The sequence below is a fragment of the Pseudomonas sp. UFMG81 genome (assembly GCF_015354575.1).
Taxonomy (GTDB): domain Bacteria; phylum Pseudomonadota; class Gammaproteobacteria; order Pseudomonadales; family Pseudomonadaceae; genus Aquipseudomonas.
Genome location: NZ_JACAFQ010000001.1, coordinates 73,868 through 95,350, shown reverse-complemented (window position 1 = coordinate 95,350; position 21,483 = coordinate 73,868). Strand labels below are relative to the sequence as shown.

The 21,483-nt window shown below is 64.2% G+C and carries 16 protein-coding genes; 11 read left to right on the top strand and 5 right to left on the bottom strand.

Annotation, left to right across the window (positions count from 1 at the left end; genetic code table 11):
* Positions 1-117 precede the first annotated feature (117 nt).
* The 6 genes from fadB (at position 118) to IX761_RS00415 (ending at position 7,459) form a co-directional block, all read left to right on the top strand.
* The gene (fadB, locus tag IX761_RS00440; RefSeq protein WP_194787600.1) at positions 118-2,265 is read left to right on the top strand and encodes a fatty acid oxidation complex subunit alpha FadB; all 2,148 of its coding nucleotides are present in this window, start codon (positions 118-120) and stop codon (positions 2,263-2,265) included.
* Positions 2,266-2,296: 31 nt separating this feature from the next.
* Positions 2,297-3,472, top strand: coding sequence for an acetyl-CoA C-acyltransferase FadA (gene fadA, locus IX761_RS00435; RefSeq protein WP_194787599.1), 1,176 nt, complete (start codon positions 2,297-2,299; stop codon positions 3,470-3,472).
* Between the two features lie 78 nt (positions 3,473-3,550).
* Positions 3,551-3,802, top strand: a complete 252-nt coding sequence (locus IX761_RS00430) for a DUF1653 domain-containing protein (RefSeq protein WP_194787598.1) — start codon at positions 3,551-3,553, stop codon at positions 3,800-3,802.
* Between the two features lie 100 nt (positions 3,803-3,902).
* On the top strand, positions 3,903-6,512 hold the full coding sequence (topA, locus tag IX761_RS00425; RefSeq protein WP_194787597.1) for a type I DNA topoisomerase: 2,610 nt from the start codon (positions 3,903-3,905) through the stop codon (positions 6,510-6,512).
* A 145-nt stretch (positions 6,513-6,657) separates the two neighbouring features.
* Positions 6,658-7,173: a DUF6586 family protein gene (locus tag IX761_RS00420; protein ID WP_194787596.1), complete on the top strand. Its 516-nt coding sequence runs from the start codon at positions 6,658-6,660 to the stop codon at positions 7,171-7,173.
* 52 nt (positions 7,174-7,225) lie between these two features.
* Positions 7,226-7,459: a hypothetical protein gene (locus IX761_RS00415; protein WP_194787595.1), complete on the top strand. Its 234-nt coding sequence runs from the start codon at positions 7,226-7,228 to the stop codon at positions 7,457-7,459.
* Between the two features lie 51 nt (positions 7,460-7,510).
* Here IX761_RS00415 and sulA read toward each other — a convergent pair whose 3' ends face one another.
* Positions 7,511-7,987: an SOS-induced cell division inhibitor SulA gene (sulA, locus tag IX761_RS00410; RefSeq protein ID WP_194787594.1), complete on the bottom strand. Its 477-nt coding sequence runs from the start codon at positions 7,985-7,987 to the stop codon at positions 7,511-7,513.
* Positions 7,988-8,000: 13 nt separating this feature from the next.
* Positions 8,001-8,609: a transcriptional repressor LexA gene (gene lexA / locus IX761_RS00405; protein WP_194787593.1), complete on the bottom strand. Its 609-nt coding sequence runs from the start codon at positions 8,607-8,609 to the stop codon at positions 8,001-8,003.
* Positions 8,610-8,828: 219 nt separating this feature from the next.
* On the opposite strand from lexA, the gene IX761_RS00400 reads away from it, so the two are divergent.
* The 3 genes from IX761_RS00400 to nagZ are packed head-to-tail and all read left to right on the top strand — an operon-like array spanning position 8,829 to position 11,131.
* Complete coding sequence (locus IX761_RS00400) at positions 8,829-9,545, top strand: TetR/AcrR family transcriptional regulator (protein WP_194787592.1); 717 nt, start codon at positions 8,829-8,831, stop codon at positions 9,543-9,545.
* Between the two features lie 40 nt (positions 9,546-9,585).
* Positions 9,586-10,110: a L,D-transpeptidase gene (locus tag IX761_RS00395; RefSeq protein WP_194787591.1), complete on the top strand. Its 525-nt coding sequence runs from the start codon at positions 9,586-9,588 to the stop codon at positions 10,108-10,110.
* 22 nt (positions 10,111-10,132) lie between these two features.
* A complete protein-coding gene (nagZ, locus tag IX761_RS00390) occupies positions 10,133-11,131 on the top strand; it encodes a beta-N-acetylhexosaminidase (RefSeq protein ID WP_194787844.1) in 999 nt (332 codons plus the stop codon).
* A 135-nt stretch (positions 11,132-11,266) separates the two neighbouring features.
* On the opposite strand, the gene IX761_RS00385 is transcribed toward nagZ, so the two are convergent.
* The 3 genes from IX761_RS00385 to mfd all read right to left on the bottom strand — a co-directional run bounded on the left by IX761_RS00385 (position 11,267) and on the right by mfd (position 18,602).
* Positions 11,267-14,167 carry a DEAD/DEAH box helicase gene (locus tag IX761_RS00385; protein WP_416366752.1) on the bottom strand — a complete coding sequence of 967 codons (2,901 nt, stop codon included), beginning with the start codon at positions 14,165-14,167 and terminating at the stop codon, positions 11,267-11,269.
* A gap of 415 nt (positions 14,168-14,582) precedes the next feature.
* Entirely contained in the window at positions 14,583-15,143 is a 561-nt protein-coding gene (locus IX761_RS00380; RefSeq protein WP_194787589.1) for a CsiV family protein, read from the bottom strand.
* A 9-nt stretch (positions 15,144-15,152) separates the two neighbouring features.
* Entirely contained in the window at positions 15,153-18,602 is a 3,450-nt protein-coding gene (gene mfd, locus IX761_RS00375) for a transcription-repair coupling factor (RefSeq protein WP_194787588.1), read from the bottom strand.
* A gap of 167 nt (positions 18,603-18,769) precedes the next feature.
* On the opposite strand from mfd, the gene IX761_RS00370 reads away from it, so the two are divergent.
* Positions 18,770-20,233 (top strand): glyceraldehyde-3-phosphate dehydrogenase, encoded by a 1,464-nt coding sequence (locus IX761_RS00370; RefSeq protein ID WP_194787587.1) that lies wholly within the window; start codon positions 18,770-18,772, stop codon positions 20,231-20,233.
* Positions 20,234-20,470: 237 nt separating this feature from the next.
* Positions 20,471-21,469 carry an FAD:protein FMN transferase gene (locus tag IX761_RS00365; protein WP_194787586.1) on the top strand — a complete coding sequence of 333 codons (999 nt, stop codon included), beginning with the start codon at positions 20,471-20,473 and terminating at the stop codon, positions 21,467-21,469.
* Positions 21,470-21,483: the final 14 nt, after the last annotated feature.

Sequence of the window (21,483 nt, the reverse complement as noted above, 5' to 3'; positions counted from 1 at the left end):
TTACAGAATCCCGATTAGCGCGCCGACGGGTGTGCCTGGGACAGGGCTCGGACCAACCGGCTCTTTCGCCAGCGATCGGCGTGTACAGTTCAGCTTCCATATCGTGGAGATCAGTTGATGATTTACGAAGGTAAAGCCATCACGGTTAAGGCTCTTGAAAGCGGCATCGTCGAACTGAAGTTCGACCTCAAGGGTGAGTCCGTCAACAAGTTCAACCGCCTCACCCTGAACGAGCTGCGCCAGGCAGTCGACGTCATCAAGGCCGATGCCTCGGTCAAGGGCGTTATCGTCAGCAGTGGCAAGGACGTGTTCATCGTCGGCGCCGACATCACCGAATTCGTCGACAACTTCAAGCTGCCTGAGGCCGAACTGGTCGCCGGCAACCTGGAAGCCAACCGCATTTTCAATGACTTCGAAGACCTGCAGGTGCCGACAGTCGTCGCCATCAACGGCATCGCCCTGGGCGGTGGCCTGGAGATGTGCCTGGCAGCCGACTACCGGGTCATGTCCAGCAGCGCCAAGATCGGCCTGCCGGAAGTCAAGCTGGGCATCTACCCAGGCTTCGGCGGCACCGTGCGCCTGCCGCGCCTGATCGGTTCGGACAACGCCATTGAGTGGATCGCCTCGGGCAAGGAAAACCGTGCCGAGGACGCGCTGAAAGTCGGCGCCGTCGACGCCGTGGTGGCCCCCGAGCTGCTGCAGGCCGGTGCCCTGGACCTGATCAAGCGCGCCATCAGCGGCGAGCTGGACTACAAGGCCAAGCGCCAGCCCAAGCTGGAAAAGCTCAAGCTCAACGCCATCGAGCAGATGATGGCCTTCGAGACCGCCAAGGGCTTCGTTGCTGGCCAGGCCGGCCCGAACTACCCAGCGCCGGTCGAAGCGATCAAGACCATCCAGAAGGCCGCCAACTTCGGCCGTGACAAGGCCCTGGAAGTCGAGGCCGCCGGCTTCGCCAAGCTGGCCAAGACCTCGGTCGCCGAAAGCCTGATCGGCCTGTTCCTCAACGACCAGGAGCTCAAGCGCAAGGCCAAGGCCCATGACGAAATCGCCCACGATGTGAAGCAGGCCGCCGTGCTCGGCGCCGGCATCATGGGCGGCGGCATCGCCTACCAGTCGGCGGTCAAGGGTACGCCGATCCTGATGAAGGACATCCGCGAGGAAGCCATCCAGCTGGGTCTGAACGAAGCCTCCAAGCTGCTCGGCAAGCGCGTCGAGAAAGGCCGCCTGACCCCGGCCAAGATGGCAGAAGCCCTCAACGCCATCCGTCCGACCCTCTCCTACGGTGATTTCGCCAACGTCGACATCGTCGTCGAAGCCGTGGTCGAGAACCCGAAGGTCAAGCAAGCCGTGCTGGCCGAAGTGGAAGGCCAGGTGAAGGAAGATGCGATTCTCGCTTCCAACACCTCGACCATCTCCATCAACCTGCTGGCCAAGGCGCTCAAGCGTCCGGAAAACTTCGTCGGCATGCACTTCTTCAACCCGGTGCACATGATGCCGCTGGTGGAAGTCATCCGTGGCGAGAAGTCCAGCGAAGTCGCAGTGGCCACCACCGTCGCCTACGCCAAGAAGATGGGCAAGAACCCGATCGTGGTCAACGACTGCCCGGGCTTCCTGGTCAACCGCGTGCTGTTCCCGTACTTCGGCGGTTTCGCCAAGCTGGTCAGCGCTGGCGTCGACTTCGTACGCATCGACAAGGTCATGGAGAAGTTCGGCTGGCCGATGGGCCCGGCCTACCTGATGGACGTGGTCGGCATCGACACCGGCCACCACGGCCGTGACGTGATGGCCGAAGGCTTCCCGGACCGCATGAAGGACGATCGCCGCTCCGCCGTCGACGCCCTGTACGAGGCCAACCGCCTGGGCCAGAAGAACGGCAAGGGCTTCTACGCCTACGAGACCGACAAGCGCGGCAAGCCGAAGAAAGTCGCCGATGCCAGCGTGCTCGACGTGCTCAAGCCGGTCATCTTCGAACAGCGTGAAGTGAGCGACGAAGACATCATCAACTGGATGATGGTCCCGCTGTGCCTGGAGACCGTGCGCTGCCTGGAAGACGGCATCGTCGAAACCGCAGCCGAAGCCGACATGGGCCTGGTCTACGGCATCGGTTTCCCTCCCTTCCGCGGTGGTGCGCTGCGTTACATCGATTCGATCGGGGTTGCCGAGTTCGTCGCCCTGGCCGACCAGTACGCCGACCTGGGGCCGCTGTACCACCCCACTGCGAAGCTGCGCGAAATGGCCAAGAACGGCCAGCGCTTCTTCAACTGAGCGCCCCACGAGCTAGAGCGAGATTATTGATATGAGCCTGAATCCAAGAGACGTGGTGATTGTCGACTTCGGTCGCACGCCGATGGGCCGCTCCAAGGGTGGCATGCACCGCAATACCCGCGCCGAAGACATGTCCGCGCACCTGATCAGCAAGCTGCTGGAGCGCAACGACAAGGTCGACCCGAAAGAAGTCGAGGACGTGATCTGGGGCTGCGTCAACCAGACCCTGGAGCAGGGCTGGAACATCGCGCGCATGGCGTCGCTGATGACCCAGATCCCGCACACCTCCGCCGCGCAAACCGTCAGCCGCCTGTGCGGTTCGTCGATGAGCGCGCTGCACACTGCCGCCCAGGCGATCATGACCGGCAACGGCGACGTGTTCGTCATTGGTGGTGTCGAGCACATGGGCCACGTCAGCATGATGCATGGCGTCGACCCCAACCCGCACATGTCGCTGCACGCCGCCAAGGCGTCCGGCATGATGGGCCTGACTGCCGAAATGCTCGGCAAGATGCATGGCATCACCCGTGAGCAACAGGACCTGTTCGGCGTGCGTTCGCACCAGCTCGCCCACAAGGCGACGGTCGAAGGCAAGTTCAAGGATGAGATCATCCCGATGCAGGGCTACGACGAGAGCGGCTTCCTGAAAGTCTTCGACTTCGACGAGACCATTCGCCCGGAAACCACCCTCGAAGGCCTGGCGTCGCTCAAGCCGGCGTTCAACCCCAAAGGTGGCACCGTCACTGCGGGTACTTCCTCGCAGATCACCGACGGCGCCTCGTGCATGATCGTCATGTCCGGCCAGCGTGCCATGGACCTGGGCATCCAGCCATTGGCGGTGATCCGTTCGATGGCGGTGGCCGGCGTGGACCCGGCGATCATGGGTTACGGCCCGGTACCGTCGACGCAGAAAGCGCTCAAGCGCGCCGGCCTGACCATGGCCGACATCGACTTCATCGAGCTCAACGAAGCCTTCGCCGCACAGGCCTTGCCAGTGCTGAAAGATCTGAAAGTGCTCGACAAGATGGATGAGAAGGTTAACCTGCACGGCGGCGCCATCGCACTGGGCCACCCGTTCGGTTGCTCCGGTGCACGGATTTCCGGCACCCTGCTCAACGTCATGAAGCAGAATGGCGGTACGCTCGGCGTTGCCACCATGTGCGTCGGCCTGGGCCAAGGCATCACCACTGTCTTCGAACGCGTCTGATCGCGTTGCAAGGCAGCAACCGGGGCCCTGTGCCCCGGTTTTTGTTTTTTACAGGATTTGTTCAAGAGGCGGGACGACATGCAGATACAACCCGGTGTGTACCGGCACTACAAGGGCCCCGAGTATCGTGTGTTCGGCGCTGCGCGCCATTCCGAGACCGAGGAGTGGGTGGTGTTCTACCAGGCCCTGTACGGCGAATTTGGCCTGTGGGTGCGGCCGCTTTCGATGTTCCTCGAGTCTGTCGAGGTTGACGGCGAGCAGGTGCCACGCTTTGCTTTGGTCAAGGCCGACGACGGGCTGTCCGCGCTGCTGGCCAAGGCGAGCGAATGAAGCGCCAAGCTTGACCTCGCTGTTTCGCCACTATATATAGCGGTGCCGCGTCCGGCACCTGACGCGTTTTTCATCTTCAGATTCAGGAATACTCCGATCCATGGGCAAATCGCTGGTCATTGTGGAATCCCCGGCCAAGGCCAAGACCATCAACAAGTACCTGGGTAACCAGTACGTGGTGAAGTCGAGTATCGGCCATATCCGCGACCTCCCCACCAGCGGTTCCGCCAGTGCGAGCAAGGAACCGGCGGCCAAGCGCGGCAAGGCCGCGGCCGAAGCACCGGCCCTGACGCCGAAGGAGAAGGCCCGGCGCACGCTGGTTGCGCGCATGGGTGTCGACCCCGAGGCCGGCTGGAAGGCCAAGTACGAGATCCTTCCTGGCAAGGAGAAGGTGATCGAAGAACTGCGCCGCCTGGCCAAGGATGCCGACACCATCTATCTCGCAACCGACTTGGATCGCGAGGGGGAAGCTATTGCCTGGCACCTGCGCGAAGCCATCGGTGGTGACGACAGCCGTTACAAGCGCGTGGTGTTCAACGAGATCACCAAGAAAGCCATCCAGGAAGCGTTCTCGCAGCCGGGCGAGCTCGACATCGATCGGGTCAACGCCCAGCAGGCACGCCGTTTCCTCGATCGCGTGGTGGGCTACATGGTGTCGCCACTGCTGTGGGCCAAGATCGCCCGCGGGCTGTCCGCCGGCCGTGTGCAGTCGGTGGCAGTGAAACTGGTGGTCGAGCGTGAGCGTGAGATCCGCGCGTTCATCCCCGAAGAATACTGGGAGGTCCACGCCGACCTGGGCACCGCCAAGAACGCCAAGGTGCGTTTCGAAGTGGCGCGCGAAAACGGTGAGGCGTTCAAGCCGCTCAACGAAGCCCAGGCCATGGCCGCGCTGGAGAAGCTGAAGGCTTCCAGCTACAGCGTGAGCAAGCGCGAAGACCGCCCGACCAGCAGCAAGCCGTCGGCGCCGTTCATCACCTCCACCCTGCAGCAGGCGGCGAGCAACCGCCTGGGCTTCGGGGTGAAGAAGACCATGATGATGGCCCAGCGTCTGTACGAAGCTGGCTACATCACCTACATGCGTACCGACTCGACCAACCTGTCGACCGATGCGGTCGAGATGGCGCGCAGCTACATCGAAAAAGAATTCGGCAAGCAGTACCTGCCGGCCGCACCCATCGTCTACGGCAGCAAGGAAGGGGCACAGGAAGCGCACGAGGCGATCCGCCCGTCCGACGTCAACACCCACCCGACCAAGCTCAGTGGCATGGAGCGCGATGCCGAGCGCCTGTACGAGCTGATCTGGCGCCAGTTCCTGGCCTGCCAGATGCCGCCGGCGCAGTACCTGTCCACCAGCGTCACCGTGGCAGCCGGTAACTTCGAGCTGCGTGCCAAGGGCCGCATCCTCAAGTTCGACGGCTACACCCGCGTACTGCCGCAGCAGAGCAAGCCAGGCGAAGACGATGTGCTGCCGGACATGGCCCAGGGCGAAGTGCTCAAGCTGATCCAGATCGACCCCAGCCAGCACTTCACCAAACCCCCGGCGCGCTTCACCGAAGCCAGCCTGGTCAAGGAGATGGAAAAGCGCGGTATCGGTCGCCCGTCGACCTATGCGGCGATCATCTCGACCATTCAGGATCGCGGCTATGTGACGTTGCACAACCGTCGCTTCTACTCCGAAAAGATGGGTGACATCGTCACCGAGCGCTTGTCCGAGAGCTTCGCCAATCTGATGGACTACGGCTTCACCGCCGGCATGGAAGAAAACCTCGATGATGTGGCCCAGGGCGAACGCGACTGGAAGAACGTCCTCGACGAGTTCTACGGTGATTTCAGCAAAAAGCTGCAAACCGCCGAATCTGCCGAGAACGGCATGCGTGCCAATCAGCCGACGCTGACCAACATCGCGTGCAAGGAATGCGGCCGGCCGATGATGATCCGCACCGCCTCCACCGGTGTGTTCCTGGGTTGTTCCGGCTACAGCCTGCCGCCGAAGGAGCGTTGCAAGGCCACCGTCAACCTGGTGCCGGGCGACGAGATCGCCGCGGACGATGAGGGCGAATCGGAGTCGCTGGTGCTGCGCGGCAAGCACCGTTGCCCGATCTGCGCCACAGCGATGGATGCCTACCTGCTCGACGAGAAGCGCAAGCTGCATATCTGCGGTAACAACCCGGATTGCGCCGGCTACGAGATCGAAGAGGGTAGCTACCGCATCAAGGGCTACGAAGGGCCGAGCCTGGAGTGCGACAAGTGCGGTAGCGAGATGCAGCTCAAGACCGGCCGTTTCGGTAAGTTTTTCGGTTGCACTAACGCTGCGTGCAAGAACACCCGCAAGCTGCTCAAGAGCGGCGAGGCGGCGCCACCGAAGATGGACAAGGTGGACATGCCGGAGCTCAAGTGCGAGAAGGTCGACGACACTTACGTGCTGCGTGATGGTGCTTCGGGCCTGTTCCTGGCCGCCAGCCAGTTCCCCAAGAACCGCGAGACTCGCGCGCCACTGGTGCTGGAGATCGTGCCGCACAAGCACGAGATCGATCCGAAGTACCACTTCCTCTGCGATGCCCCGCAGAAGGATCCGGACGGCCGCCCGGCGGTGATTCGCTACAGCCGCAAGACCAAGGAGCAGTACGTGCAGTCCGAGGTCGATGGCAAGCCGACCGGCTGGAAAGCCTTCTATGACGGCGGTGCCTGGAAAGTAGAAGACAAGCGCTGATTCAGGCGTCTACCCCATCGCGGGGCAAGCCCGCTCCCACTGAACCTGTGGGAGCGGGCTTGCCCCGCGATCGTTTGTACTTGCGGTAGAGCTGGGCAATCCACGAAACTGCGTTATCGCTTGCAGCCCACGGGAGGTCATGACAATGGCCCAGGAACTCTATACCCGCACCAACCAGAAACTGTTCTTCGCAGGCCTCGCACTGGAGTCCATGGCCAAGGCTGAGCAGAGCCAGGCCATGAACGCCCAGGGCCTGGTCCAGGCGGAGCGCGAGTCGGCGCTGTTCCACCTGTACGGCGCGCTGCTGGGGCTGTGCCACGAAATTGGGGGGTTCTACCGCCTGCCGGTGGTGGCCACGGTCGAGCAGGCGCTCGCCGACGATGCGCTGAACAGTATCGCCATCCCCGAAGTCGCCGAGATGCTTGAACTGGTTCGCCAGCGTGAAACGTGGCTTGCGCAATTGCTCGGTGCTTATGCTGATTTGTTCCGACCACCGGTCGCGAAAAAGGCCCCGAAAACTGACGTCACCCAACCCCTGATCCAGGCGGTCAACCTCGACGAGCCTGAGCATCCAGCCCTGTCGCGAGAGGAGCTTGAAAGCTGGCGCGGCAACCTGAAAGGCTTGGTGAGACGATTCCGCGACGCGTTGAGTGAGTGCTGACAGCCGTGTTGGCTGTTACACTACGGACCTTTCGTGAAACGCAGGCCCCTTTATGTCCACGTCCTTTCTAGAAATTGTCGAGTTGCCTGATGGCCGGATCGAGCTGCGCCGCGCCGAGGATGAAGGTTCCCTGGTGACCCTGGATTTCTCCGAGGATGCCAAGGTATTCCTGCAAGGACAGCATGTGGAAGTGGCCAAGGCCATGCTCAGCGTTGGCGTGCAGATGGCCGGCCGGCTTGTCGAAGGGGATTTCGAGCGTGAAGAAGGGCCGCGAGTTCTTCACTGAGTGACGCTACGCGCCCACAGTTGCAAAAAGATCACAGGCAAAGCCTGAACGTCAGCCGAGGCGGACGTTCAGGCTTTGTGCATTTCCGAGGGCGGCTGCACGCAGCAGTTGCTGGCGGGCGCCACTGTTGATGTTACCCAGCCAGCTCACCACGGTATGGCTGCGCCCCAGGCGTAGCGCTTCGCAGGCCAATTGCAACGCGGTCTGGTTGCCGCCGGGCTGCAGCAGCAGGATGCGTTCGCGGTTCAGGCCAGCGTCGCGCAGCCAGGCTTGTGTCAGGCTGGCGGGTGGAGCGATGAGGGTCAGCCAGCGGCTGTCGTCTTCTTCGCTGAGTTCGCGCAGTATTGGGGCCAGCAGGCTCTGGCAGTGCCCGGGGGCACCGCGCAGGGTCAGTTCGCTGAACAGCTCGTTCTGGCTACTCTTGCGCGGTTGTGCGCTGGGCTTGAGGCCCGGCAGCACAGGTTGGGCGAGAAAGGCCTCGAACAACGGTAGCTGGGTTGGCTGTGGCGCATGGGTGAACGGCTGCATATGGCCTCCTCGGTCAGCGGCGCAGAACGCCGACGCTCAAGCCCTCGATCACCAGTTCCTGTTCTTTCAGGTCGACTTCGATGGGGGCGAATTCCGGATTCTCCGCGAGCAGCCACACTTTGCTGCCTTCGCGCTTGAACCGCTTGACGGTCACTTCGTCACCGATACGAGCCACCACTACCTGGCCGTTGCGGGCCTCGCGGGTGGTGTGTACGGCAAGCAGGTCGCCGTCAAAGATACCGATGTCCTTCATGCTCATGCCGTGCACGCGCAGCAAATAGTCGGCGCGAGGGTGGAAGAAGGCCGGGTTGATGTTGCAGGATTCCTCGATGTGTTGCTCGGCGAGGATCGGTGCGCCGGCGGCAACCCGACCGATGATGGGTAGACCGCTGTCGTCGTTCTTGGCTTCCAGGCCGGGGATGCGAATACCGCGAGAGGCGCCTGGGGTCATTTCGATGGCACCCTTGCGGGCCAGGGCCTTGAGGTGCTCCTCCGCAGCGTTCGGCGACTTGAAGCCCAGCTCCTGGGCGATTTCGGCACGGGTAGGGGGGAAGCCGTTGTCTTCGAGGCAACGTTTGATGAAAGCCAGAATCTCGGCTTGGCGCGGCGTCAGTTTCAGCATGGGCGAGGGCTCTGTCTTTTTATACAGTGACTGGGATTATATACAGTGGATGGCGAGCTGCAAGACGCTTGCTGCAAGAAACAGCGAAAGAACGGTGCACCTTGTCGCTTGCAGCTTGTGACTTGGCGCTTTTAAATGGCGACCGGCTGGTCACCGAGTCTTGACATCAGCAGGCCTGAAACGTATGTTTCAAACAACTGTTTGTCAGGCGGAGTAGTCATGGCCCAATCGGAAACCGTTGAACGCATCCTCGATGCGGCGGAGCAGCTGTTCGCGGAGCGCGGGTTCGCGGAAACCTCATTGCGCCTGATCACCAGCAAGGCCGGTGTCAACCTGGCGGCGGTGAACTACCACTTCGGTTCGAAGAAGGCCCTTATCCAGGCGGTGTTCTCGCGTTTCCTTGGGCCGTTCTGCGCAAGCCTGGAGCGTGAACTCGAGCGCGAGCTGGAGCGTCGCCAGGGGCGTCCGGAGCAAAAAGCCAGCCTCGAAGAGTTGCTGGAAATGCTGGTGGAGCAGGCGCTCGCCGTGCAGCCGCGCAGCAACAACGACCTGTCGATCTTCATGCGCCTGCTGGGCCTGGCCTTCAGCCAGAGCCAGGGCCACCTGCGTCGCTACCTGGAAGACATGTACGGCAAGGTGTTCCGCCGCTACATGCTGCTGGTCAACGAGGCCGCTCCGCGTGTGCCCCCCCTGGAGCTGTTCTGGCGCGTGCATTTCATGCTCGGCGCTGCAGCGTTCAGCATGTCGGGTATCAAGGCCTTGCGCGCCATCGCCGAGACCGATTTCGGCATCAATACCTCGATCGAGCAGGTGATGCGCCTGATGGTGCCGTTCCTCGCCGCTGGCATGCGCGCCGACAGCGGTGTTACCGACCAGGCCATGGCCACGGCGCAACTGCGTCCTCGCAGCAAGAGCAGCACGGCAGCAAAAGCCTGACACTGGGCGGGGCAGGGCGCTTCGGCTAAGCTAGCGCCCCATGCCTGACCTCGATTACTTGCACATCTCCCTCGCCGACCAGTGCCTCTATGGGTTCGCCCATGGTGTGTTGCGTGTGCGCCTGCCGGTCTCCACTGCGCGCAATGGCGCAGGCGAGCGCAACGGCTCCGGTTGCACGCCGCGTGGCCTGCATCAGGTCCGGGCGAAGATCGGCGGCGGCTTGCCGCAGGGGGCGGTGCTCAGTAGTCGGCGCTGGACCGGTGAAACCTGGTCGCCAGCGCTGCACGCACAATTCCCTGGGCGTGACTGGATCCTCACCCGCATCCTCTGGCTCAGCGGCTGCGAGCCTGGCGTCAACCGCCTGGGGGCGCTGGACACCTTCCGCCGATACATCTACCTGCATGGCACACCCGACACTGAACCCATGGGCATTGCGTTGTCCCATGGCTGTGTGCGCCTGCGCAACAATGACCTGCTCGCTTTGTTCGATCGCGTGCCCGCCCATTGCCCGGTACGGATCGACGAAGCAGCCTGCCCGCACTGGGCATCCCTGGATCTTCAATGAAGGACTCGCTATGACTGCCAGCCTGCAAGGCTCCCTGATGGTGGATATCGCCGGCCAGTGGCTCACCGCCGAAGACCGCCACCTGCTGCGTCAGCCCGAAGTGGCCGGCCTGATCATCTTCGCCCGCAACATCGACAGCCCGCGCCAGGTGCGTGAGCTGTGCGCCTCGATCCGCGCCATCCGCCCCGACCTGATCCTGGCGGTCGACCAGGAAGGCGGCCGGGTGCAGCGGCTGCGCCAGGGCTTCGTGCGCCTGCCGGCCATGCGCGCGATCGCCGATAACGGCAACGCCGAGTACCTGGCCGAGCAGTGTGGTTGGCTTATGGCCACCGAGGTGTTGGCGGTGGGCCTGGACTTGAGCTTCGCCCCGGTGCTGGACCTGGATCACCAGCGCAGCGCCGTGGTCGGCAGCCGTGCCTTCGAAGGCAACCCCGAGCGCGCCACGCAACTGGCCGGCGCGTTCATCCGTGGCATGAATGCCGCCGGCATGGCCGCCTGCGGCAAGCACTTCCCCGGCCATGGCTGGGCCGAGGCCGACTCGCACGTGGCCATCCCGGTCGACGAACGCAGCCTGGAGCAACTGCGTGCCGCCGACCTGGTGCCCTTCACCCGCCTGAGCGGGCAGTTGGCAGCAGTGATGCCGGCCCACGTCATCTACCCGCAGGTGGACAATCAGCCGGCAGGCTTTTCGCGCCGCTGGCTGCAGGACATCCTGCGTGGCGAGATGGGTTTTGACGGGGTGATCTTCAGTGACGACCTGTCGATGGCTGGCGCACACGTGGTGGGCGATGCCGCCAACCGTATCGAAGCCGCGTTGAGCGCCGGGTGCGACATGGGCCTGGTGTGCAATGATCGGGCGGCGGCCGAGCTGGCCCTGAGCGCGGCGCAGCGCCTGAAGGTCAAGCCGTCGCCGCGTATTGCCGGCATGCGTGGGCAAGGCTTTGCACGCACCGATTACCGCCAGCAGCCACGTTGGTTGGAGGCGCTGGGTGCGTTGAAAGAGGCGCAACTGGTCGATTGACCTCGCCGGCCTCTTCGCGGGTAAATCGCAGCGGCGAACCGCCGCTCCCACAGAGTTCGTGCCGCCCTTGAGCCTGGCACTGTCCCTGTGGGAGCGGGCTTGCCCGCGAAGAGGCCGGTACAGGAATAAGCTGGCTTAACGACCCCGTTTACCAGGCAACGGCGCAAACAACGCGTCAATCTCCTCATCCCCCAGCCGCCACTGCCCGGCTTGGCCGCCATCGAGCAACCCGGCTGCCAGCGCCGCTTTTTCCTGCTGCAACTGCTGGATCTTCTCTTCCACCGTACCCCGGGTAATCAGCTTGAACACGAACACCGGCTTGTCCTGGCCAATGCGGTAGGCGCGGTCGGTGGCCTGGTTCTCGCTGGCCGGGTTCCACCACGGGTCGTAGTGGATCACGGTGTCGGCGGCGGTCAGGTTCAGGCCGGTGCCGCCGGCCTTGAGGCTGATCAGGAACACCTCGCTCTCGCCGTTCTGGAATTGCTGCACCGGTGCGCGCCGATCCCGGGTGTCGCCGGTCAGCAGGCTGTAGCGGATACCGCGCTTTTCCAGCTCGAACTCGATCAGCGCCAGCATCGAGGTGAATTGCGAGAACAGCAGGATCCTGCGGCCTTCACTCAGCAGCTCCTCGAGCATTTCCAGCAAGCTGCCCAATTTGCCTTTGTCGGCGGAGCTGCCCTTGCTCTCGGTGCCTTTGACCAGGCGCAGGTCGCAGCACACCTGGCGCAGCTTGAGCAGCGCGTCGAGGATGACGATCTGGCTGCGCGCCGCGCCATTGCGGGCGATCTCGTCGCGGACTTTCTTGTCCATCGCCACTCGCACCGCTTCGTAGGTGTCGCGCTGGGCGTCGCTGAGTTCGACCCAGTGGACCATCTCGGTCTTGGCCGGCAGCTCGGTGGCCACCTGTTCCTTGGTGCGACGCAGCAGGAATGGGCGGATGCGGCTGGCCAGGTGGGCCATGCGCTCGGCATCGCCATGGCGCTCGATGGGAGTGCGGTAGTCCTGGGTGAAACGCTTGCTGTCGCCCAGCCAGCCGGGCATCAGGAAGTGGAAGATCGACCATAGCTCGCCCAGGTTGTTCTCCATGGGCGTACCGGACAGGCACAGGCGCTGGGTGGCCTGCAACTCACGTACGGCCTGGGCGGCCTTGCTTGTGCTGCTCTTGATGTTCTGCGCTTCGTCCAGCACCAGCAGGTGCCAGGGTTGGGCCTTGAGGTGTTCGAGGTCGCGGGGCACAAGGGCGTAGGTGGTCAGCACCAGGTCGTAATCGCCCAGCATGGCGAAGTGCTTGTTGCGCCCTGGGCCATGCAGGGCCAGTACGCGCAAGTCGGGGGCAAAGCGCCGGGCTTCGTCCAGCCAGTTGGGCACCAGGCTGGTGGGCATCACTGCCAGGGCTGGATGGGCCAGGCGTCCGGCTTCCTTTTCCAGCAGCAGGTGGGCGAGGGTCTGCAGGGTCTTGCCCAGGCCCATGTCATCGCCGAGGATGCCGCCGGTGCCCATCTCGCGCAGGGCCTGCAGCCAGTTAAGGCCTTGTTGCTGATAAGGGCGCAGGGTGGCGTTCAGCCCTGTGGGCGGTTCGACCTGCAGGTCACGGGCATCGCGCAGGCGCCGGCCAAGGTCGCGCAGTTGGGCGCCACCCTCCCACTGCAAGGGCAGGTGGTCGATCTCGTTCAGGCGTGCGGCGTCGGTACGCTCCAGGCGCAGGCTCGGGCCCACGGCGTCCTCGTGCAGGTACAGCTCGCCGAGGGTGCCCATCACCGCCTTGATCCGCCCGTAGGGCAGCGCCACGCGCAGCGGCTGGCTGTCGTGGCGGGCGCGGTTGAGGTCGATCAGCAGGTGCTCGTCGTCGCTGCGTCGCGCCAGTTCGCTGGGGCGCAACAATTCCGGGCTGCTGCGCAGCAGCTGCAGGACGATGGGCAGCAGGCTGTGGCGCTGGCCGTCGACGACGATGCCCAGTTCCAGGTCGAACCATTCGTGCCCGGGGGCTTCGTCGATGGTGGCGTACCAGTCGTCGACTTCGTGCAGGTTGAAGGCGAAATCGCGATGCACGTCGAGCGCCCAGCCGGCCTCGCGCAGGCGTGGCAGGCCCTCGCGGGCGAAGCGCAGCCAGGCTTCGTCATCGGGTAGCTGGAGCATCTCGCCGGCGCTGTCGGGTAGCGCCTTGCTCTGCCGTGTGGCGGGTTTGAAGCCATAGTCGCGCAACAGCTTGCGCAACGCCTGTTCGGCCTGGGGCTGGCGGCGGATGCGCTGGCTGGTGCTGCCGACCAGGCGGGTCAATGGCTTGTCGTCGTTGCCGCTGGCGCGCAGGCCGTCGTAGTCGAACGACAGCGCGGCGCGGTGCTGCATCTGCCGCTGCATGCGCCCGGTCTTGGGCGTGTAGGCGCTGAATTCGAGGCTACCGAGGGTCAGGTGCGCAGTCGGCTGAAGATCGTCGACGAACTGCTGGTCGAGGGTGGTCGGGGTAGGAAGCTGGTGATTCAAGGCGTTGAGCTTGTGGCTGAGGGGGACGATCAGGTGTTCGGGTACATCGGGTGCCAGGGTCAGCTGCAGGGCGATATGGGCGTCGAGGGTGTGCCCGACCTTGCCCACTTCGCTGGTCACGAAATCGAAGTAGTACAGTGGCAGCAGCGGTAGCACGCAGCGCAGCGGCTCGTCGCCGTGGTACCAGCGGCCACTGTAGCTGCCATCGTCCTGGCGCACCCAGCGGAATTCCGCTGCCCGCGCCGCGCCTTCACGCAGCAGCGGCATGCCTTCGTCATAAAGCATGTGACCGGTGTCGAGGGCGCGCTGCAACAACTCGCCGCCTTCCTGGCCCTTGAGTGGGTAGCCGCGCTCCGGGCCGCTGGGCAGGTTCTGTGCCGCCAGCAGGCGCAGGATGCGGATGTCCTCCTCCTGGACGAAGCGCGGTGGTTCGTAGAGGAACTCGTACAGCGACTGCACGCGGCTGAAGCGCATGCCATTTTCGTCGCGAGTGCCTTTGCGCACGCGCAGGGCGCAGCCAGGGCCTTCGGTGAGGCGCAGTTGGTAGCAGACCATGCGCCCGCGCTTGTCTTCCTGGGGGCCGGCCTCTGTGGCGGGCGGGGTTTCCAGGCCTTTGAGCCAGCGTTGCAGGTTGGCCGGCAAGGCGTCCGCCGCAGCGTCTTCGGGCTGAATGGCGCTGACCAAGTGATAGAGCGCCGCCGCGCAATGCTTGCAGTTGAGCCTGACCGGGCAGTTGCACTGGCCGAGCACCTTGCACTGGCGGCCTTGCACGGCGAGATCGATGCGCTGCTGGTAGACCTGGCCCTCGCTGCCCTGGCAACTGGCGAGGACGCGCGTGCCGTTACAGGAGGTGGTCAGTACCCGGCCTTCGCTGGCGTAGCGTTCGCCTCGTTGCAGGGCGGCTTCGGCGAACGAGCGAACCCAGCCCGGGTACTCGCCGAGCAGTTTGCGCAGCTCGCCGTCGCTCACCTCACTGCTCCATCAGCTCCGGGTCCGGCAGCGGCATCTTGCGCATGCCAGCCGGAGAAACCTTGAGCAGCAAGGCCAGGTGCCCGCCATCGAGGAAGGTCAGCTGGCCGGCCTTCATGTTCTTGTTGCTCTGGCTGAACTGCTCGCTGCGCAACACGCTGCCGTTACCATCGAGTTGATTGACCCAGAAGTTGGCATCGACCTTGATGAAACGATCTTCTTCGATCTTCAGGTTGCCCTCGATGGGGAAGTGGCCGAACTGCTCTTCGCCGGCGCCCAGGGCGACGCTGTTGCCCTCCTGCTGCCAGGCTTTGTGCAACAGCACGGTGTAGTCGGCGGTGGCTTGCAGGCGGGTGACTTCATCTTCCAGCGCCAGTGGCCGTTCGGCGTGCGGGTCCAGGCGCGGGGCGCTGGCGCTCCAGTCTTCAGGGGCGAACGGGCTGGTCACCGCGGGCACGGCGTTCTGCCGCACGAGGATCATTTCCACCTGATACGGGCCTGCGGCGAAGGCGGCCGGCGCGATCAGCGTCAGCAGCAGGGTCAGGCAACGAATGGCACGCATGGAGCTTCCTTAGTTTGTCTGTGGGGCCAGGCGCTCGAACAGCGCCTCCAGGGTGTTGAAGCGTTCTTCGGGGCGTTCCATGGGGACCAGGAAACGGAACTGGGTCGCCCCTTCGAATTTGTAGCGTTTGGGCTGGCCCTGGATCAGCTTGATCAGGGTCAGCGGGTCGACCGGGGTTTCGCCCTCGAACTCGAGCTTGCCGCCATTGGGGCCGGCGTCGACTTTCTTGATGCCGAGCTTTTCCGCCTGCAACTTGAGCAGCGTGAGGCGCATCAGGTTCTTGGTCGGCTCGGGCAGCAGGCCGAAGCGGTCGATCATCTCCACTTGCAGGTCCTTCAGGCCTTCTTCGTCGGCCGCCGAAGCGATGCGCTTGTAGAGGATAAGCCGCGCATGCACATCCGGCAGGTAGTCCTCGGGGATCAGCGCCGGCAGGCGCAGGTTGATCTCCGGGCCGCCACCAAGCGGTTGCTCGAGGTTCGGCTGGTTGCCCTTGCGAATGGCCTTGACCGCGCGCTCGAGCATTTCCATGTAGAGGGTGAAGCCGACCGCCTGGATCTGCCCGCTCTGACCGTCGCCGAGCAGCTCGCCGGCACCACGGATTTCCAGGTCGTTGGTGGCCAGGACGAAACCGGCGCCCAGGTCCTGGGTGTTGGCGATGGCTTCCAGGCGTTTCTCGGCGTCGGCGCTGATCTGCTGGCGTGGTGGGGTGAGCAGGTAGGCGTAGGCCTGGTGGTGGCTGCGGCCGACGCGGCCGCGCAGCTGGTGCAGCTGTGCCAGGCCGAACTTGTCGGCGCGCTCGATGACGATGGTGTTGGCGCTGGGCACGTCGATGCCGGTCTCGATGATGGTCGAGGCGATCAGCACGTTGAAGCGCTTGTGGTAGAAGTCGCTCATCACCTGTTCGAGTTCGCGTTCGCGCATCTGCCCGTGGCCGATGCCGATGCGTGCTTCCGGAACCAGTTCGGCCAGGTCCGCTGCGCACTTCTCGATGGTTTTCACATCGTTGTGCAGGTAGTACACCTGGCCGCCGCGCAGCAGTTCGCGCAGCAGCGCTTCCTTGACCGTGCTCTTGTTCTGCTCCATGACGAAGGTGCGCACCGACAGGCGGCGGGCCGGTGGGGTGGCGATGATCGACAGGTCGCGCATGCCCGATACCGCCATGTTCAGCGTGCGCGGGATCGGCGTGGCCGTCAGTGTCAGGATGTCCACCTCGCTGCGCAGGGCCTTGAGCTGCTCTTTCTGGCGTACGCCGAAACGGTGTTCCTCGTCGATGATCGCCAGGCCCAGGTCCTTGAAGCGTACATCGTCCTGCAGCAGCTTGTGGGTGCCGATGAGGATGTCGATCTTGCCTTCGGCCAGCTCCGCGGCGGCGGCACTGACTTCCTTGGCCGACTTGAAGCGGCTCATCACCTCGACGGTTACCGGCCAGTCGGCGAAGCGGTCGCGGAAGCTGTTGTAGTGCTGTTGCGCGAGCAAGGTGGTGGGCACCAGTACCGCCACCTGACGGCCGCTGTGCACGGCAATGAAGGCCGCGCGCATGGCCACCTCGGTCTTGCCGAAGCCGACGTCGCCGCACACCAGGCGGTCCATCGGTTTGGCGGCGAGCATGTCCTCGCGCACGGCCTCGATGGCGTTCTGCTGGTCGGGGGTTTCCTCGAACGGGAAGCCGGCGCTGAAGGTGGCGTAGTCGGCGGCCGGGTCGGCGAAGGCATAGCCCTTGCGCGCGGCGCGGCGGGCGTAGATGTCGAGCAGTTCGGCGGCGACGTCGCGCACCTGCTCGGCGGCCTTGCGCTTGGCCTTTTGCCAGGTTTCGGAGCCGAGCCTGTGCAGCGGGGCCAGGGCATCGTCGCTGCCGGTGTAGCGGGCGATCAGGTGCAGGTTGGCCACCGGCACGTAGAGCTTGGCGCCTTCGGCATACTCGAGGGTGAGGAATTCGGCGGCCTGGCCGTCGATCTCCAGCGTCGCAAGGCCGAGGTAGCGGCCCACGCCATGGTCGATATGCACCACCGGTGCGCCTTCGCGCAGCTCGGTGAGGTTCTTGATGACCGCGTCGTTGGCCGCCTCGCCGCGTTTGTCGCGACGGCGACGCTGCATCACGCGCTGGCCGAACAGAGGGCTTTCGGCAACCAGTGCAATGGCCGGATCGTCCAGCAGCAAGCCTTCGTCGAGCGGGGCGATGGTGATCGCCAGGCGCTCGCTGCCGGTGATGAAGTCGGCCCAGCCGTCGACGGTGTGCGGGCGCAGCTTCAGGCGTTCGAGCAGCTCCAGCAGCACTTCGCGCCGGCCGGCGGACTCGGCAGTGAACAGTACCCGGCCAGGGAACTGGTCGAGGAAGTTCGAAAGCGCCGCCAGCGGCTGGTTGGCCTTGGCTTCGATGGCCAGGTTGGGCAGGGCGCGCGCCGGGAAACGTTCGCGGCCCGCACCAGGTTCAAGCTCCTCGGTGCTGACCACCACGCGGGGCCATTGTTTGAGCTTGGCGAAGCAGTCCTCGACCGGCATGAACAGTTCGGCGGGCGGCAGCAGCGGGCGGCTGAGATCGCCGCGGCGCTCTTCATAGCGACCGCGCACGTCGTTCCAGAAATGCTCGGCGGCCTGCTCCACACCCGGCAGGGAGAACACCTGGGTGTCCGCCGGCAGGTAGTCGAACAGGGTCGAGGTTTCCTCGAAGAACAGCGGCAGGTAGTACTCGATGCCGGCCGGGATGATGCCGCTGGTCAAGTCCTGGAAGATCGCGCTGCGCCGGAAGTCCACATCGAAGCGCTCACGGAAGCGCGCCTTGAAGCGGGTCACTTCGTCCTTCTGCATGGGGAACTCGCGCGCCGGCAGCAGGCGCACCGAGTCGACCTTGTCGATCGAGCGCTGGGTTTCCGGGTCGAAGGTGCGCAGCGTCTCGATCTCGTCGTCGAACAGGTCGATGCGGTACGGCTGCTTGCTGCCCATGGGGAACAGGTCGATCAGTGCGCCGCGCACGGCGAACTCGCCATGCTCGTAGACCGTGTCGACGCAGCGGTAACCGCTGGCTTCCAGGCGCGTGCGCATCTGTTCGACATCAATCTTCTGGCCCACGTCCAGCACCAGGCTGCTGCCCAGCAGGAAGCGCGTGGGCGCCAGGCGGTGCAGGGCGGTGGTGACGGGGACGACCAGGATGCCGTGGTCCAGCTCCGGCAGCCGGTAAAGGCTGGCGATGCGCTGGGAGATAATGTCCTGGTGCGGCGAGAACAGGTCGTAGGGCAGCGTCTCCCAGTCGGGGAACGGCAGCACCGGAAGCTCAGGGGCGAAGAAGCGCAGCTCCTGCTCCAGGCGGTCGGCGGCCTGGCTGTCGGCGGTCAGCAGCAAGGTGAAGCGACCGGCGCTGCTGGCGGCCTCGGCGATGGCCAGGCTAAGGCTGGCACCGGGCAAGTTGCCCCAGGTTTGTTTGCCGGCCGTGGCCGACAGTTGCGGTAGGCGCAGAACTGACACGGGAGATCGGGCTCCAAGCGTTGCGGCAAAGAGGTCGATTGTACCGGTGACGGGGCACGCTGTCAGGCTTGAAAGGGCCTGATGACGGGGCTTGGGGCCGGCGACAGGCGCTCATTGCCCGATACGCCGCGGGGCGTCATAATGTAGCCCCTTTTTTGTTCCCCTACATGTGGAAGGTTACCGTGACTCAGAAGCCCGACCAGTGTCTTGGTGAGTGGATCGATCGTGAAGCCCTGGCTGAAGCGATGATCCCGCTTATCGGTCAGCTCTACCGCAACAACAACGTGGTGAGCTCGATCTATGGCCGCAGCCTGATCAACCGTTCGGTTATCTCGATTCTCAAGGCCCACCGCTTTGCGCGTCACCGTCAAGCCGACGAAACCGAACTGTCCGTCCACGAGACATTCCCCCTGCTCAAGGCCATGAGCGAGCTGAAACTGGGCGCCGCTTCGGTGGACCTGGGCAAGCTGGCCAACAAGTTCAAGCTCGAAGGCAACGGCCGTACCGCCGAGCAGTTCGTTCGCGAAGAACTGGCCGATGTGGTCGGTCAGCAGAACGCTTCCGCACGCAAGGGCACCGACGTCGTGCTGTACGGCTTTGGCCGCATCGGCCGCCTGCTGGCGCGCATCCTGATCGAGAAGACCGGTGGCGGCGACGGCCTGCGCCTGCGCGCCATCGTCGTGCGCAAGGGTGCCGAGAACGACCTGGTCAAGCGTGCCAGCCTGCTGCGCCGTGACTCGGTGCACGGCCCGTTCGATGGCACCATCACCATCGACGAAGCCAACAACACCATCACCGCCAACGGCAACCTGATCCAGGTCATCTACGCCAAGAGCCCGAGCGAAGTCGACTACACCCAGTACGGCATCAGCGATGCGCTGATCGTCGACAACACCGGTGTATGGCGTGACGCCGACGGCCTGGGCCAGCACCTGGCCTGCCCAGGCGCTGCCCGCGTGATCCTCACCGCACCTGGCAAGGGCGCGCTGAAGAACATCGTGCACGGCATCAACCACGGCGACATCAGCGCCGATGACAAGATCATCTCCGCTGCATCGTGCACCACCAACGCCATCGTGCCGGTGCTCAAGGCCATCAACGACCAGTACGGCATCGTCAATGGCCACGTCGAAACCGTTCACTCGTTCACCAACGACCAGAACCTGATCGACAACTTCCACAAGGGCAGCCGCCGTGGCCGTGCCGCGCCGCTGAACATGGTCATCACCGAGACCGGTGCCGCCACCGCCGCCGCCAAGGCACTGCCAGTGCTCAAGGGCAAGCTGACCGGCAACGCGATCCGCGTCCCGACGCCAAACGTGTCGATGGCCATCCTCAACCTCAATCTTGAGAAGGCCACCAACCGCGAAGAGCTCAACGAGTACCTGCGCCAGACCGCCATGCACTCCGAACTGCACAAGCAGATCGACTACGTGAGCTCCCAGGAAGTGGTCTCCACCGACTTCGTCGGTTCGCGCCACGCCGGTGTGGTTGACGCCGAGGCGACTATCTGCAGCGACAACCGCGTTGTCCTGTACGTCTGGTACGACAACGAGTTCGGCTACAGCTGCCAGGTAGTTCGCGTGATGGAAGACATGGCCGGTGTGAACCCGCCAGCGTTTCCACGCTGATCCGCTTGTAATGCGTTGAAAAAACGGGAACCTTCGGGTTCCCGTTTTTTTGGGGGCTGGTGTTCTCTGTGCTGGCTCTATTGTTGTAGGAGCGGCCTTGTGTCGCGAAAGGGCCGCACAGCGGCCCCTAGGTTTCAGCGTTACCACTAAGATTGCCGGGGCTGCTCTGCAGCCCTTTCGCGACACAAGGCCGCTCCTACAGTGGCCGCACCAGCACTGATAACCGAGAAAGCACATTTGCGCGCAGCACTCTTGTCCATCCTGATGCTCCTGACGGGCTGCGAACAGGGTCCCACCCTCGAACGCTTCGGCGGCCCGACCATGGGCAGCAGCTACAGCATCCAGTACGTGCGCCAACCCGGCGGCCCGGCCCCAGCCCAGGTGCAGGCGGCTGTCGAAGGTATCCTGCAGGCCGTCGACGCGCACTATTCCACCTACCGTGGCGATTCCACCGTCAGCCACTTCAACCAGTTGCCGGCCAACCAGTGCCTGCCTGTCGATGACGACATGCTTGAACTGGTCACCCTCGGCCAGCACCTGGCTGACCAGAGCGGCGGTGCCTTCGACCTGACCGTCGAGCCACTGCTCGACCTGTGGGGCTTCGGCCCGCAGTCCCGGGCGTTGCATGTGCCTGATCCGCAGGCCCTGGCCCAGGCCCGTCAGCGTGTGGGCTATCGTCATCTGCGCATCGAGGGGCAAACCCTGTGCAAGGACGCACCAATCGAGCTGGATTTCAACAGCATCGCCGCCGGCCATGCCGTCGACCTGATCGCCGCGCACCTGCAAAGGATGGGTATCGACAGCTTCCTCGCCGAGGCCACCGGTGAACTCAAGGCCATGGGCCATAAGCCCGACGGCAGCCCCTGGCGGGTAGCCCTGGAACTGCCCCGCGAAGACCGCCAGATCGCCCGCCAGGTCATTGCCGTGCAAGGGCTGGCGGTGTCGACCTCGGGTGACTATCGGCACTATTTCGAGGACAATGGCCGGCGCTATTCGCACACCTTCGACGCCCGGCTCGGGCGTCCGGTCGAACATGACCTGGCTTCGGTGACCGTGCTCGATGCCTCGGCGCTGCTGGCCGACGGTTATTCGACGCTGTTGTTGATCCTTGGGCCGGAGCAGGGCTGGGACTTCGCCGTGGCGCACGGAATCGCCGCGGTATTGGTGACCCGGGCCGAAGGTGGCTTCGTCTCCCGTTCCACCCCGGCATTCGCACGGGCGGTGAAAGGGCAGTGAAAGGCTAGCCACGG

What these genes read in the sequence shown, in the direction of transcription:
- IX761_RS00420 (WP_194787596.1), top strand. Translation starts at nt 6,658, where the DNA reads ATGGCCCAGGAACTCTATACCCGCACCAACCAGAAACTGTTCTTCGCA.
- lexA (WP_194787593.1), bottom strand. Translation starts at nt 8,609, where the DNA reads ATGCTGAAACTGACGCCGCGCCAAGCCGAGATTCTGGCTTTCATCAAA.
- IX761_RS00380 (WP_194787589.1), bottom strand. Translation starts at nt 15,143, where the DNA reads ATGCGTGCCATTCGTTGCCTGACCCTGCTGCTGACGCTGATCGCGCCG.
- IX761_RS00400 (WP_194787592.1), top strand. Translation starts at nt 8,829, where the DNA reads ATGGCCCAATCGGAAACCGTTGAACGCATCCTCGATGCGGCGGAGCAG.
- IX761_RS00370 (WP_194787587.1), top strand. Translation starts at nt 18,770, where the DNA reads ATGTGGAAGGTTACCGTGACTCAGAAGCCCGACCAGTGTCTTGGTGAG.
- IX761_RS00415 (WP_194787595.1), top strand. Translation starts at nt 7,226, where the DNA reads ATGTCCACGTCCTTTCTAGAAATTGTCGAGTTGCCTGATGGCCGGATC.
- topA (WP_194787597.1), top strand. Translation starts at nt 3,903, where the DNA reads ATGGGCAAATCGCTGGTCATTGTGGAATCCCCGGCCAAGGCCAAGACC.
- sulA (WP_194787594.1), bottom strand. Translation starts at nt 7,987, where the DNA reads ATGCAGCCGTTCACCCATGCGCCACAGCCAACCCAGCTACCGTTGTTC.
- IX761_RS00385 (WP_416366752.1), bottom strand. Translation starts at nt 14,167, where the DNA reads ATGGTCTGCTACCAACTGCGCCTCACCGAAGGCCCTGGCTGCGCCCTG.
- fadB (WP_194787600.1), top strand. Translation starts at nt 118, where the DNA reads ATGATTTACGAAGGTAAAGCCATCACGGTTAAGGCTCTTGAAAGCGGC.
- IX761_RS00395 (WP_194787591.1), top strand. Translation starts at nt 9,586, where the DNA reads ATGCCTGACCTCGATTACTTGCACATCTCCCTCGCCGACCAGTGCCTC.
- fadA (WP_194787599.1), top strand. Translation starts at nt 2,297, where the DNA reads ATGAGCCTGAATCCAAGAGACGTGGTGATTGTCGACTTCGGTCGCACG.
- IX761_RS00430 (WP_194787598.1), top strand. Translation starts at nt 3,551, where the DNA reads ATGCAGATACAACCCGGTGTGTACCGGCACTACAAGGGCCCCGAGTAT.